This window comes from Janthinobacterium sp. LM6, from assembly GCF_002002885.1.
Taxonomy (GTDB): Bacteria; Pseudomonadota; Gammaproteobacteria; order Burkholderiales; family Burkholderiaceae_D; genus Janthinobacterium; species Janthinobacterium kumbetense.
Window position 1 is genome coordinate 5460196 of record NZ_CP019510.1, and the last position, 13419, is coordinate 5473614.

Here is a 13419-nt window from a genome sequence, read left to right on the forward strand (position 1 = left end):
AAAATGGAGCGCATCTTCACTCTCCTTTACGACCTGCTACTAGCTACTACCCTATGCGCGTGGGCGCTGTTTCCTCCGCCATCACGGCGAAGGGAACAGCGCCCACGACAAATGCCGACCAGGAAGGCGTAAAACTTATTTACGCGAACCCAGCAATTTCGACAGGCCATACCCGGCCGCTGCCGCAATCAGCAGGGACACGGCCGGCCGTTCGCGCACGTAATCGCGGCCCGTCTCGCCGGCGCGCTGGCAGGCGGCGCCCAATTGCTTGCCGCGCGCCATCAGGCGTTCGGAAGCCTTGCTGACGCTGTCGCTGACCTGGTCGATGCGGTCGCCCACCTGGTCCACGCCGTCGTGGGCGCGCGTGGCCATCTTGTCGGCCAGGGGCTGGGCCTGGCTTGCCACCTTGTCGATCGTGCGGTGCAAGTCCTGGCGGGTATCCTGGGCGGTGCCGTTGATATCGGAGCTGGTTTTTTCAATCGCGTTCATGATGGTTTCCTTTAACAGTGAATAATTTCAACCATGCTCGATGCCGTGACCGAATCATGATTCTCCTCGCTTCTGGGAAAAAGAAGCGGCTAAACGCTGCCGGGCTGAGCCATATCAAACAGTGGATCAGCAGCAAGCTGTTGGCACTACCTTAACCGCGCCTGCCATGCGCCACCGTGCGCTGCCACACCTTGAAGGCCAGACTTAAATGCCTGCCAGAAATAACAATCCCCGCCGGCCTGATGCGACGGGCGGGGAGTAATGCTGCGTGAGGCATGCTCCGCCCCGACGAGAAAGCCGGCCCCATATAAATGCATGGATTTTTATGCGGATTTTACGCATAATGCAAGCAATAAAATACATACATCAAGACAAAATGTCTCAGTCTAAATCCATACAAAAAGATGACCATGCAAGTGCGTGGGTCACGCCGTTCGTGCAGCACGGCGGTCCGCGCTACCTGCAGATCGCCGACATGCTCGAGCGCGCGCTGTCCGGCGGCAGCCTGCGCCCGGGCGACCGCTTGCCGCCGCAGCGCAGCCTGGCCGCCCTGTTCCAGGTCGACCTGACGACCGTGACGCGCGCCTACGACGAAGCCAAGCGCCGCAACCTGCTGGAAGGGCACGGCGCGCGCGGCACCTACGTGGCGGCGCCGAAAGTGGAATTGACGCAGATGCTGGACCTGAGCATGAACATCCCGCCGCCGCCCGTGGGCGTGGATTTCGACGACCTGCTGAAACAGGGCGTGGCGCAGGTGCTGATGCGCACGGACAGCGATCTGTTGATGAGTTATCACCTGGGCGGCGGCAGCCAGGCCGACCGCGCGGCGGGCGCGGCCTGGCTCGCCCCCATGTTCGGCAACGTCGATGGGGAACACGTCGTCGCCTGCCCCGGCGCGCAGGCGGCGCTGGCGGCGCTGATTTTGACCCTGAGCCGGCCCGGCGACGCCATCTTGACGGAGCCGGCCGTGTATCCGGGCTTGCGCTCGGCGGCGGGACAGCTGAACCGCAAGGCCGTCGTCGTGGAAACGGATGCGGATGGCATGCTGCCCGAAGCGCTGGAAAAAGCCGGCCGCAAGCACCGCGCGCGCCTCGTGTACTTGAATCCCACCCTGCAAAACCCCACGGCGCACACCATGCCGGCCGCGCGCCGCCTGGCCATCACGCAAGTGGCCCAGCGCTGCGGCATGCACATCATCGAGGACGATCCGTACTGGCTGCTGGCGTCCGATGCACCGCCGCCCCTGGCGCATTACGCGCCCGCCCACGTATCCTACATCGCCACCCTGTCGAAATGCCTGGCGCCGGGCCTGCGCATGGCCTATACCTTGATCGCCGACACGCAGCTGCGCGAACGCTTCCTGGACGCCCTGCGCTCTTTCAGCCTGATGGCCACGCCCGTGACGACGGCGCTGACGACACAATGGATACACGACGGCTCCGCGCACGCGCTGCTGGCCGGCATACGCAGCGAAGCCGATGCGCGCCAGGACGTCATCCGCAGCATCCTGACGGGCGCCACTCACCCGCGCAGCGATGGCATCCACGTGTGGTTTTCGCTGCCCGGCTACTGGACCTCGCGCGAACTGGCCGCCACCGCCCGCGCCCAGGGCGTGGCCGTCACGGCGTCCGACGCCTTCTACGACAACCGCCCGCCGAACGCCATCCGCATCTCGCTGGGCAGCATCCGCGACCGCGCGCGCCTGGCCAGCGCATTGAAGAAATTATCGCTGCTGCTGGCGCACAAGCCGGCCGTGCGGCGCGAGTTCGTGATTTAAGCGAACAAGGCAGTGACTCTCCTGCCTCCCGCACTGCGCTCCCCGCTGTGGCGAAACATCCACGGAAAACCCGTGCCTGCCCCCTTGCCCACAATTTGATTGCTTGTCCGAATAGTTCTATGCGACGATACAAACCGCTTTGACCATCCGCCCGGATGGCCGATTGCAGGCGCTTTCTTGCCATCGGGGGACATGAATAAATTGTTAGACCTCAACACCCTCAAGCTTGCGCCCCCCTCTACCGCCCGCCCCCTGATGGAGCGGGAACAGGTGTTGCGCAAGCTCTCCTCCCTTGGTGCGTTTCGCCTGGTGCTGCTGCGCGCGCCGGCTGGCTACGGCAAGACGTCGCTGATGCGCATGATCCGCGCCGATGCCAGCGCGGCAGGAGGAAACGTGGCCTGGCTGACGTTCGACAGCAGCGACAATGATCCCGCCCGCCTGCTGCTGGGCATGCGCGCCGCCCTGCTCGTCACGCCCGAGCCGCCGCAGGACAACTATGTGCGTCTGGGCGATACGTGCGTCACCCACCTCTTCCTCGACGACGTGGAACTGCTCGACACGAGCAATATCGCACTCGTGTTCACACTGATCGCCGACGTGCTGCCGGCGCCGATGAGCGTGTTCATCGGCGCCCGCTCGCTGCGCGGCCACAGCGTGGCGGCGCTGAAAGCCAATGGCGCGCTGCTCGAGCTGGACATGGAAGACCTGCAGTTCAGCCAGGCCGAGACGGCCAGCTACCTGCAGCGCGCCCAGTTCGACCTGTCCGCGGCCGACGTGGCCCTGCTGCAGCGGACCAGCGAAGGCTGGCCTGCCGCCGTCGAGCTCATCGGCCTGGCCTGGAAGCGGCTGCAAGGCCGCGGCCATGTTGCGTTGCCGCAATTGCCGGGCCTGCGCGACCTGGGCGAATACCTGGCCGAGGAAGTGTTCGAAGCACAGAGCGACGACATCAAGGAGTTTCTCATCGCGACGGCGGCGCTGAGCTCCTTTCACGCCGAACTGGCCGACTGCGTGCGCGCCAGCGGCGACAGCGCGCGGCTGATCGCCGCCATCCGCGCGGCCGGCCTGCCGATCCAGCCGCTGCAAAACAACTGGTTCCGCTACCACCCGCTGTTCGCCGAGCACATCGTGCTGCACCACCGGCCGCCGCCGGCCATCTATGTGCGGGCGGCAGGCTGGCTGACGGGCCACGGCTACGCCTTCGAAGCGATCGATTATTTCCTCAAGGGCGGCGAATGCGAACAGGCGGCCGATACCCTCGAGAGCATCGTCGGCCAGCTGCGCCTGCACGGCCAGTTCCCCAGCATTATCCAGTGGTGCGACCAGTTGCCCGACGCGTTGCTGAAGCGCCGCCCGGCCCTCACCAGCGCGCTCGTGGTGGGCATGGTGTACTCGTCGCGGCGCGACGACCTGGCGCGCTGGCTCGACTACTTCCGCCAGCAGGCAGGCAAGCCGCACGCCGACCCGCTCTACGGCGAAGGCTTGCGCGCGCTCGACCCCGTGCTGGCTTTCCTCGACGGCGACACCGCGCGCACCATCGCGCTGGCGGACCGCGACTGGCCGCAGCAGCGCCAGGCCAATCCGAACGACCGCGCCACCCTGGCCTACGTGGCGGCCTACACCTGCCTGTGGCGCGGCATGCTCGACGAAGCAGCCGCGCTGCTCATCGAGGCGCGCCGCGCCTGCCGCGAATCGGGCACCATTTCCGGCCTAGCCATCGTCTACTTCCTGCAAGCCTACCTCGATGCGATCCAGGGCAATTTTGACGCCGCGCTGCAGCAACTGGCGGCCATCGACGCGCTGGCCCAGCGCCACAGCGACAAGATCTCGCCGGCCCTGCTGTACCCGTTCAGCGCGGGCCTGATCCTGCTGATCGACTATGAGCGCAACGCTCTCGACCTGGTGGCCTCGCGCCTGACCTTCGCCCGCAGCCTGATCCCGCTGGGCTTGCCATGGGACTCGCTGAGCGCCGTCTCCATCGTGCAGGCGCGCATGCTGGCCATCAAGGAAAATTCCGCTGCCGCGACACGCTGGCTGGAGGGGCAGATCATGCAAGGCCATCCGCGCTCCGCCTCGCCGGCGCGCGCGGCGCTCGAGGGAGAACTGTCGCGCATGGCGATCCAGACGGCGCGCCCCGAGTCGGTGGCCGGCTACGCCGCCCTGCTGCTCGATGCCAGCTGGCCCGGGCACGAGCGCTGCATCGTTTCCTGCCAGGAGATCGACGGCGCCGGCATCGTCCAGGCACGCCTGATGATCCATGCGGCGCCCGGCGAAGCGCTGGCGCGCATCGGCCAGTTGCTGGCGCATGCGCTGGCGGCCGGGCGCCTGTGGCGCGCCACCAAGCTGCGCGTGCTGCTGGCGATCGCCCTGCAGCGCAACGGCTTGCCCAAGGACGCGCAGCGGGAACTGGCCCTGGCCCTGGAGCAGGCGGCGCGCTCGGGCATGGTGCGCAGCTTCCTCGACGAAGGCCCCGACATCCATCCGCTGCTGGCGCACATGCAGGCCAAGTCGCGTCATCTGCTCAGCATCGCCGCCGCCACCCACCTCGATGCCGTGCTGCGGGCGGCCGGCGCGGCCGCCGACGCCGCGCCGCCGGCGGTGACGCTGACGCAGACCGAGTACGCGCTGCTGTCGCTGGTGGCGCAGGGCAAGTCAAACCAGGAAATCGGCGCCAACCTGTTCCTCTCCGTAAGCACGGTAAAGTGGCACCTGGGCCAGATCTTCCGCAAGCTGGACGCCGGCAACCGCGGCCAGGCCGTCTTCAACGCCCGCCAGCTGGGGCTGCTGCCCCAGCAATAGCCTGCCCCCTTGCCCCGGGAAGCCGTCCGCCTCACTTCGCCGCAGCGCCGAGCCAGCGCCGCGCGATGGCATCATAGGCGCCGTCGCGCTTCATGCGCTCGAGCGTGCGCTGCCAGCGCATCACCAGCGCAGGGTCGGTCGACAGGGGGAAAGTGAGATAGCTGCCGATCGAAAAGATCGGATACACGAGTTCAACGGCATCGGCCGCCACGCCCGCCTGCTCCAGCAGGGCCGGCAGCTGTTCCTGGTCCAGCGTCATCAGCGGGTGCCGGCCGGCCAGCAGCATGGCCAGCATGGTGGCCGAGTTGTTCACCGCTTCCAGGTTGGCAAAGCCGGCCTGCTGCAAGTAGCTATAGGAATAAAAGGCGCGCGGCGCCATCACGCCCGACAGGGCCTTGGCTTCGTTCACACTGCCCAGATGGATGCCCGCGCCGCGCCTGGCATAAAAATTCGTTTGCGATACCAGCAGCGGCCCCACCCATTGGAATTGCCGCTCGCGCTCGGCCGTGCGCTTGGGGCACACCAGCACCACGTTGGCGCCGCTCTGCGCCATCAGGTAGGCGCGCGCCCACGGCATCAGGCGCATCGGCGAGCGGTCGCCGAGGCGGCGCTGGATTTCCGCCACCACCTCGACGCAAAAGCCGGTGACCTTGCCATCCTTGCTGAAAGCCAGGGGCGCAATCTCGGCCGTCAGTATCTCCAGCGCCTGCGCCCGCACCCCGCCGCACAACGCCGCCGCCAGCAGCACGGGAGCCAATAACCACGTCGGCAACATCGCGTCCTCCTTCCCGCCGGCTTGCCGCCGGCAGAGGCTGGCGCAGACAGGCTTGCGCCGCTGTCCACGCCCTCGCATCCATCATAGCAGCGTGGCGGGCGCGGCGCCAGGCGCGCCAAAAACCGTACTTTAGTAGGGCGCAAGGGACGCCGCATTTGACTATATTCGTCGCTTTTTCATCTGCCTGCCGCCACCTTGTTTGCCTGGAGCGCACACCTTGCCGTATCCCAATTTACTGAAGCTGACGCCGCCATTCGGCAACGTCCCCCAGATGGAACGCGAAGTACCGTTGCGCGAACTGTCTGCGGACGGCGCCTTCCGCCTCGTGCTGCTGCGCGCGCCCGCCGGCTACGGCAAGACGGCGCTGCTGCGCGCCGCCCATGCCCGGCGCGCACGCGCGGGCGCCCATGTCGCCTGGCTGAACCTGGACCACGCCGACAACGATCCGGCCACGCTGCGCCGCAGCCTGCACGCCGCGCTACGCGTCGCGCCAGTGCTCGCGCCCGACAACGATGCCCTGTTGGCCAGTTCAAGCGTCACCCATCTGTACCTTGACGCCGTCGAGCATCTCGACGGCGCAGCCATCCGCGGCCTGTTCGCCCTGATTGCGTGTGTCCTGCCGCCCTCGATGCGCGTCTACCTGGCGGCACGCGCGCTGCACCACGGCGGCATCGCCGCGCTGAAGGTGGCAGGGACGCTGGTCGAGCTCGATATGGACGACCTGCAATTCTCGCCGGCGGAAACGGCAAGCTACCTGCAGCAGCAAAAAATCGATATTCCGCCCGATGATGTTGCCCTTTTGCAACGCGTCAGCGAAGGCTGGCCAGCGGCTATTGCACTGATCGCGCCGGCATGGAAAAAGCTGCGCCGCCACGAGGAGGCAGACAAGTTCATCCTCTCCGCCTTGCCCGAATTTAACGCTTACCTGCAGCGCGAAGTGCTGGGCGTGCTGGACGAGCCGATGCGCCGCCTGCTGACCACCGCAGCGCCGCTGGCCACCTTTTGCGCCGGCCTGCTCGAGGCGGCGCTGGGAAGCGGCGACAGCGGGCAGCAGCAGATGACATTGCTGCAAGCAGCCGGCCTGCCCCTGCGGCAACTGCCGGGCGGCTGGCTGCGCTGCCATCCGCTGCTGGCCGGCCACCTGGCCCTGCGCCAGCCCGCGCCCGGCGCCGTGTACGCCAGGGCGGGAACCTGGCTGGCACACCACGACCACGTCGAGCAAGCCATCGATTGCTTCCTCATGGCCGGCGCCCACGCGCAGGCGGCCGACGCACTCGAACGCGTCATCGCCGCGCTGTCCGCGGGCGGCCAGTTCGAGCGTATCGTGCACTGCTGCGAACAGTTGCCCACCGTCATGCTGCAGCAGCGCCCGGCGCTGTCGGGCGCCTTGCTGGTCGGGTTGCTGTGCGCGGCGCGCGGCACCGAACTGGCAAACTGGTTGCATTTCTACCACCGCCGCAGCAACCTCGTCGGCGCCGACCCGCGCTACGCCGCCAGCCTCGACGGCATCACCCCGCTACTCGCCTTTCTGGCCGGCGATACCGACCGCTGCATCGCGCTTGCCGCAGCACACAAGTCGCACGCGATGATGGTGCCGCCCGCCCCGGCCGACCCGCGCCACCTGGCCGCCTATACCTGCCTGTGGCGCGGCGAACTGGCCGAGGCGGCGGCACTGCTGGTGACGGCGCGGCGCGATTGCGCCGCTTCCGGCTCGCCCATCGGCATGGCCCTGGTCAGCTTCCTGCAAGCATATCTGGATGCCATCGGCGGCAATTTTGACGCGGCGCTGCAACAACTGGCGGCCGCCGATGCATTGGCGCAACAGCACGCCGAACAGATTCCCCCCTTCCTCTTCCATGGCTACAGCGTCGGGCTGGCCCTGCTGATCGCCTACGAGTGCAACCGCCTCGACCTGGTGACGGCGCGCCTCGCGCTGGCGCGCAGCCTGCCCGCCGCCGGACTGCCCTGGGACGCGCGCGCCGCCATGCTGGTGATGCAGGCGCGCATGCTGGCGCTGCAACAGGGCCAGGCGGCTGCACGGCAATGGCTGGAAGCCGCCTGCCGTCAGGGGCGCGCACGGCTACCCGCCCCCGCACGCGCACTGCTCGAAGCCGAGCAGTCGCGCATGGCGCTACTTGCCGGCAACCACGATGCCGTCTCCTGGCACGCCTCGATCCTGCTGCAGCCCGTCTGGGCCGGCGATGAACGCTGCATCCTGCCCAGCCAGGAAATCGATGGCGCCGGCATCGCCCAGGCGCGCCTGCTGATACGGCTGGGGCCCTTGCCCGAAGCCGAGGCCTTGATCGGCCGCCTGCTGACGCACGCACTGGCCACCGGGCGCCGCTGGCGCGCCACGAAGCTGCGCGTGCTGCTGGCCATCGCCCTGGCCCAACTGGGCAAGGCCAGGGAGGCGGAAGCTGAAATGGCCCTGGCGCTGGAACAGGCGGCCGCGTCGGGCATGCTGCGCCTGTTTCTCGACGAGGGCAGCGATGCGCTCGGCTTGCTGCGCATCCTGCGCGGCAAGGCGCGCCGCCTGCTCAGCACCCAGGCCGCCACGCACCTGGACGTGCTGCTGCGCGGCGCCGACATCCCCGCCGCCGCCTTGCCTTCGGCGCAGCTCACGCCCACCGAAGCCACCCTGCTGGCCCTGGTGGCGCTGGGCCGCACCAACGGCGCCATCGCCGACCAGCTGGACTTGTCTGTCAATACCGTGAAATGGCACCTGGGGCAAATCTTCCGCAAGCTCAGCGTCAGCAACCGCGGCCAGGCCGTCTGCAAGGCGCGCCGCGCCGGTGTGTTGCCAATGCAATAGATGTTGTGGATCGCGCAACAGATAGCGCAAATCCATACTTAAGTATGGTGACCCCCTACCACCTGACAAATATGATTTCAATCACTTGCTGGCGAGCGCCAGCCGCACCGCATCGCACTTAGTTCATGAAAGAAACATGTTGAAAAAGACAATCATCGAGACGCGCCCGGCCGGTGCCGTCCAGCGGCCGCCGGCCGCCGCTGCGCCGCAGCCACCGGACGCTGCCAAGATGGAGCATCCCCCCGTCGCGCGGCCGCTGCCCGGTCTGCTCAAGAAGCTCGGCACCATGACAGCCATCCGCGACATGCAACTGGTCGAGAAGAGCTTGCTGCGCACGCTCGGGCCGATGCTGGGCGTGCTGCAGACATCGCTCTACCGCACCGACGAAAACCGCGACGTCGTGCGCGTGCTGCGCCATTCGCGCAGCAGCGGCCCGACTGTCGACGGCACCGAACGCATCACCGAGCAGGTCGAAGAGATGCGCAGCGGCGCCCATGTGCCGCCGCACGTGGCGCAATTGCTGGCCGACATGCGCCTGTTGGGCCGTTCCTGCAGCCGGGCGATGGGGGCGCACCTGATGATCGGCTACCCCTTGCATGGCGGCAACGAATTGTGCGGCTACCTGATCTTCGAGCGCAGCCACGCCGTCACCCCGGTCGAGGACGCCGTCATCCACGGCGTGCTGGAAGTGTTTTCCAACTATTACGCCTTGCTCGACACCAGCCAGCGCGACCGCCTGACCGGCTTGCGCAACCGCCATTCGCTGGAACTGAACCTGGAACGCCTGTGGGATGAGTTGGCGGCGCAATCCGGCGATGCCGCCGAGGTGCCCGAAACCTATTGGTTGGGCTTGCTTGACATCGACCACTTCAAACGCATCAATGACAGCTACGGCCATATCATCGGCGACGAAGTGCTGCTGCTGGTGGCGCGCCTGCTCGACGGCGCCTTCCGCAGCAGCGACCTGCTGTACCGCTACGGCGGCGAAGAATTCATCGCCGTCATCGCCGCCAGCGACCTGGAGCAGGCCACGCTGGCATTCGAGCGGGCACGCCTGACGATTGCGCAATTCAACTTTCCGCGCGTGGGTTCGGTAACGATCAGCGGCGGCTTTTGCCTGGCCAGCTCCGCGGTCCTGGCCAACGCGATCGTCAGCCGGGCCGACCAGACCCTGTACGAAGCCAAGCGCGCCGGGCGCAACCGGATATTCCACTACGGCAGCCTGGTCGACGCCGGCATCCTCACGGAAATCGAAGCCGGCACCATCGAGCTCTTTTGAGCCCGTTCCCCGTTTTCATGGAGACACAATGACTTACTCTCAGCAAGCCTTCCTGGCGCAGCGCAAGCGCTTCGAGGCGGACATGGTTGCGCGCTACGACATCGACGCGGCCAGCTACACGGCCGTCAGCATGCTGCTGGCGCCGCTCGCCGTTGCCGTCTCGCTGGACAAGGGCGACTATCTGCAGCGCGCCGGCTCGCCGGCCAGGCACGTGTACTGGATTACCTCCGGCATCGTCTGCTGCGGCGTCAACACGCCATCCGGCGGCGACATCACGGCGGCCTTTGCCACCGAAGGACACAACGCCACGCCCTACCACGACCTGCTGCAGGGCGCCAACGGACTCCCCGCGCTGCACTCGCTGACGGCCGAGACGGCGGTGGAAGCTTTTCGCCTCGACTGGGACAAGGTCGTCACCCTGCGCGCCAGCCACAGCGTACTCGACGCCTATCACCTCAAAGTGATCGAATACATGCTCAAGCAGCAATCGCGGCGCAGCCATGCCCAGTACGGCGCGTCGGCGCAAAACCGGCTCGCCTCGTTCCTGCGCGATTATCCCGGACTCGAGAGGCGCATCTCGCAAAAGACGCTGTCCTCGTATCTGGAGATCACGCCGCAATACCTGTCCCAGCTCTTGAACAAGGGCAGGCGCAAGGATGAGCCCAGGCAAGACAGCGCCGTCCGGCCTATGGCCAGGCTGATGGCATGACGCGCGCCGGCGCGTCAGCGCAACTGCGCTGAGCCGCCGCCCGGGCTCCACGGAGACGACACAGATGAACGCAAATAAACGGCGCAGTTGGACCGGCTCGCCTTACATGCGCAAGGTGCTGAAGGTTTCCTTCAGCAACATCGCGTTTTACGCGCTGGCGGCCCTGACCCTGTTCCACAGTGCACGGCACTACGAAGAACAGGCCGTCCTCGCCACACAAAACCTTGCCTACGCGCTCGAAACGAGCGTCGCCGACGTCTTCGGCAAGATCGACCTCGTCCTGCTCGGCATCCAGAGCGAGGCGCAACAGCAGCTCGCCGCGCGCGGCATCGACGCCGCGACCCTGCACGCCAGCATGCTGCAGCAGCGCGCGCAGATCCGTGAAGTCGAAACGGTCGGCCTGGCCGACGCCAGCGGCGCCATCCTGTACGGCCCGCAGGCGCCGGCCGGGCAGCCGCCGCTGCACCTGCGCGACGATGTCTTGCGCGCCGCGCGCGACCCGCAGTCGCAGCTGATCATCGCCGCGCCGGGCATCAGCGCCGCCAGCGGCAAGCGCGTGGTGCTGATGGCGCGGCGCCTGAGTCACAGCGATGGCAGTTTCGCCGGCGTCGTCTACGCGGAACTGCCACTGGACTACCTGGCGCGCCTGATCGCCGCCTTCGACGTCGGCCGCCACGGCATCATCTCGCTGCGCAGCACCGACATGGCGCTGGTGGCGCGCTTTCCCGAACAGGTGTGGAATCAGCAGGTCATCGGCAGCCGCACGGTTTCGGCGGCCACGCGCGCCCACATCGCCGCGGCGCCGGCGGCAGGCAGCTACCGCACCGTGGTCGCGCTGGACGGCATCGCGCGGCGCATGGCTTACCGCAAGAGTCCGCGCCAGCCCTTCTACATCTTCGTTGGCCTGGCCACGCAGGATTATCTGCAGCCCTGGTGGCAGCAGCTGGCTGTGCTCTCGCTGCTGGCCGCCGCCTTCACCGCCTCGACCATCATCCAGGGACGCAAGGCTTACCGCCGGCGCAAGGCCGAACTGGCGGCGATGGCCGAGCTGCGCGGCAACCGGGAAGAGCTGCAGCACTCCGAACTGAAATTGCGCACCTTGTACAACTCGATCAGCGACGCCGTCTGGCTGGTCGACGCGCGAGGCCTGCTCGACTGCAACCGCGCCACCCTGGACGTTTTCGGTTGCGACAGCAAGCCCGCCTTCCTGGCCAACGCTCCAGGCGACCTGTCGCCCGCGCAGCAGCCATGCGGCGGCGGCTCGGTGGCCCTGTTCGAATCGCAGATCGCGGCGGCGCTGGCACAGCGTGTCGTGCGCTACGACTGGGTTTACCGCCGCCTCGACACGGGCCGCGACTTCCACGCCGAAGTGCTATTGAGCGCGATAGAACTGGACGGCGCGCCTGTCGTCCAGGCCGTCGTGCGCGACATCAGCGAGCGCAAACAGGCCGAGGAACGCATCCGCCACCTGGCTTACTATGACGGCCTGACCGATTTGCCGAACCGGCGCATGATGATGGAGCGCCTGGGCCAGGCCGTGGCCGTCAATCAGCAGGCCTACGGCGCCATGCTCGTCATCAACCTCGACAGTTTCAGGAGCCTCAATGACATCGAGGGGCGCGCCGCCGGCGACCGCCTGCTGTGCGAGGTGGCGCAGCGCCTGCGCGACTGCGCCACCCCGGTCGACACGGTGGCGCGCGTGGGCGCCGACGAATTCATCATCCTGCTGGCCAATCTGGCGTGCGACGAAGCGGACGCTGCCGCACAGGCCGGTAGCGTGGCGCAGCGCATTCGCGGCGAACTGTGCCACCCTTACCAGTTCTGCGCCGATGCCCAGCTCTGCCACGCCACGGCCGGCATCGGCATCACGCTGTACCGCGGCCAGCGCCCGTCCATCGACGACATCCTGCGCCAGGGCGAAGCGGCGCTGGCGCACGCCAAGCAAGGAGGACGCAACGGTATCAGCTTCTTCAACACGGCGATGCTGGCGGCGCTCGAATCGCGCGCGCTGCTCGAGGCGGCGCTGGGCAAGGGCCTGCACCGCGATGAATTCCAGCTGTATTACCAGCCCCAGGTAGACCTGGCCGGCCGCCTGGTCGGGGCCGAGGCACTGCTGCGCTGGCTGCCGCCGGACCGGCCGTCCGTGTCGCCAGCCCAATTCATTCCGCTGGCCGAGGAAAGCGGCCTGATCGTGCCGCTGGGCTTGTGGGTGCTGCATACGGCCTGCGCCCAGCTGCAAGCCTGGGCTGGCGCGCCGGAAAGCGCGCTGCTGACCCTTTCCATCAACGTCAGCGCACGCCAGTTCCGCCGCCGCGACTTCGTCGAGCAGGTGCGCGAGGCGCTGCAGCAGTACCAGGTGCGGCCGGCGCTGCTGAAGCTGGAACTGACCGAGAGCGTGCTGCTCGACAGTGTCGACGACGTCATCGAACGCATGCACGACATCCGCGCGCTCGGCGTCAAGATGTCGATGGACGACTTCGGCACCGGCTTTTCCTCGCTGTCCTACTTGCGCCGCCTGCCTCTGGACCAGTTGAAAATCGACCAATCCTTCGTACGCGACGTCACCGCCAACGCCAGCGACGCCGCCATTGTCCACGCCATCATCGTCATGAGCCAGTCGCTCGGCCTGCACGTGATCGCCGAAGGCGTCGAGACCGAACCGCAGTACCGCTTCCTCGCGGAGAAAGGCTGCCATGCCTTCCAGGGCTATCTGTTCGGCAAACCCATGCCCATCGCCCAGTGGCCGGCGCAGCAATTGATTCCCGACTTCAACTAGTTGATT

The 13419-nt window shown here is 67.2% G+C and carries 8 protein-coding genes; 6 read left to right on the top strand and 2 right to left on the bottom strand.

Annotated elements, in window-relative coordinates:
* Positions 1–135: 135 nt before the first annotated feature.
* A complete protein-coding gene (locus BZG29_RS23955; RefSeq protein WP_077408176.1) occupies positions 136–489 on the bottom strand; it encodes a YqjD family protein in 354 nt (117 codons plus the stop codon).
* A 376-nt stretch (positions 490–865) separates the two neighbouring features.
* Here BZG29_RS23955 and BZG29_RS23960 point away from each other — a divergent pair, with 376 nt between their 5' ends.
* Both BZG29_RS23960 and BZG29_RS23965 read left to right on the top strand, forming a co-directional pair.
* A complete protein-coding gene (locus BZG29_RS23960; RefSeq protein WP_077408178.1) occupies positions 866–2266 on the top strand; it encodes a PLP-dependent aminotransferase family protein in 1401 nt (466 codons plus the stop codon).
* Between the two features lie 192 nt (positions 2267–2458).
* A complete protein-coding gene (locus BZG29_RS23965; RefSeq protein WP_150131038.1) occupies positions 2459–5062 on the top strand; it encodes a LuxR C-terminal-related transcriptional regulator in 2604 nt (867 codons plus the stop codon).
* A 31-nt stretch (positions 5063–5093) separates the two neighbouring features.
* On the opposite strand, the gene BZG29_RS23970 is transcribed toward BZG29_RS23965, so the two are convergent.
* A complete protein-coding gene (locus BZG29_RS23970) occupies positions 5094–5837 on the bottom strand; it encodes a transporter substrate-binding domain-containing protein (RefSeq protein ID WP_171985097.1) in 744 nt (247 codons plus the stop codon).
* A gap of 217 nt (positions 5838–6054) precedes the next feature.
* On the opposite strand from BZG29_RS23970, the gene BZG29_RS23975 reads away from it, so the two are divergent.
* The 4 genes from BZG29_RS23975 to BZG29_RS23990 all read left to right on the top strand — a co-directional run bounded on the left by BZG29_RS23975 (position 6055) and on the right by BZG29_RS23990 (position 13413).
* Complete coding sequence (locus BZG29_RS23975) at positions 6055–8649, top strand: LuxR C-terminal-related transcriptional regulator (protein WP_077408184.1); 2595 nt, start codon at positions 6055–6057, stop codon at positions 8647–8649.
* A 136-nt stretch (positions 8650–8785) separates the two neighbouring features.
* The gene (locus BZG29_RS23980) at positions 8786–9928 is read left to right on the top strand and encodes a diguanylate cyclase (RefSeq protein WP_216350327.1); all 1143 of its coding nucleotides are present in this window, start codon (positions 8786–8788) and stop codon (positions 9926–9928) included.
* Positions 9929–9956: 28 nt separating this feature from the next.
* Positions 9957–10637: a Crp/Fnr family transcriptional regulator gene (locus tag BZG29_RS23985; protein ID WP_077408186.1), complete on the top strand. Its 681-nt coding sequence runs from the start codon at positions 9957–9959 to the stop codon at positions 10635–10637.
* A 64-nt stretch (positions 10638–10701) separates the two neighbouring features.
* The gene (locus BZG29_RS23990; RefSeq protein ID WP_077408188.1) at positions 10702–13413 is read left to right on the top strand and encodes an EAL domain-containing protein; all 2712 of its coding nucleotides are present in this window, start codon (positions 10702–10704) and stop codon (positions 13411–13413) included.
* Positions 13414–13419 lie beyond the last annotated feature (6 nt).

Coding starts and splice junctions, on each gene's coding strand:
- BZG29_RS23955 (WP_077408176.1), bottom strand. CDS start 489: ATGAACGCGATTGAAAAAACCAGCTCCGATATCAACGGCACCGCCCAG.
- BZG29_RS23960 (WP_077408178.1), top strand. CDS start 866: ATGTCTCAGTCTAAATCCATACAAAAAGATGACCATGCAAGTGCGTGG.
- BZG29_RS23965 (WP_150131038.1), top strand. CDS start 2,459: ATGAATAAATTGTTAGACCTCAACACCCTCAAGCTTGCGCCCCCCTCT.
- BZG29_RS23970 (WP_171985097.1), bottom strand. CDS start 5,837: ATGTTGCCGACGTGGTTATTGGCTCCCGTGCTGCTGGCGGCGGCGTTG.
- BZG29_RS23980 (WP_216350327.1), top strand. CDS start 8,786: ATGTTGAAAAAGACAATCATCGAGACGCGCCCGGCCGGTGCCGTCCAG.
- BZG29_RS23985 (WP_077408186.1), top strand. CDS start 9,957: ATGACTTACTCTCAGCAAGCCTTCCTGGCGCAGCGCAAGCGCTTCGAG.
- BZG29_RS23990 (WP_077408188.1), top strand. CDS start 10,702: ATGAACGCAAATAAACGGCGCAGTTGGACCGGCTCGCCTTACATGCGC.